Annotated in this window: 1 protein-coding gene; it reads right to left on the minus strand. The window is 70.9% G+C overall.

Features of this window, described 5'->3' with window-relative positions; all coding sequences use genetic code 11:
- The coding region (locus PZA18_RS24400) for a hypothetical protein (RefSeq protein WP_284103481.1) at positions 1-371 on the minus strand (371 nt) is incomplete at both ends.

Consider the following 371-nt stretch of genomic DNA (forward strand, 5'->3'; position numbering starts at 1 on the left):
GTCAGTCGGTAGCGCCCTGCCCGCAAGGCCAGCAGCCGGTCTTCGCCAGACAGCGGGCCGCTGGCCAGGGTGTGTTCGCCCTGGCTCAGCTGCCAGTGCAGCTCGGGGGTGGCCAGGCTGTCAATCAGTACCGGACCATCCTGGCTGAGTTCGAATTCGTAGGCATCCTGCTCGCCGGGGGCGCTGATTTCGCCGTCGAGCAGCGGGGCCTCCGCCACCGGTTCTCCGACCGCTGCCTCGGCGGCCGCCAGCCGTACTGCGGGTGCGGCAGTCTCGGCAGACAGGGACCGGATCGGGTCGTCGGCGCTGGCGTATTGGCTGAGGAGGGTGTCAAGGCGGGCGGCGGCCTGGTCGGCAGCCGGTACGGTGCG

The sequence above is a fragment of the Parachitinimonas caeni genome (assembly GCF_030129945.1).
Taxonomy (GTDB): Bacteria; Pseudomonadota; Gammaproteobacteria; order Burkholderiales; family Chitinimonadaceae; genus Parachitinimonas; species Parachitinimonas caeni.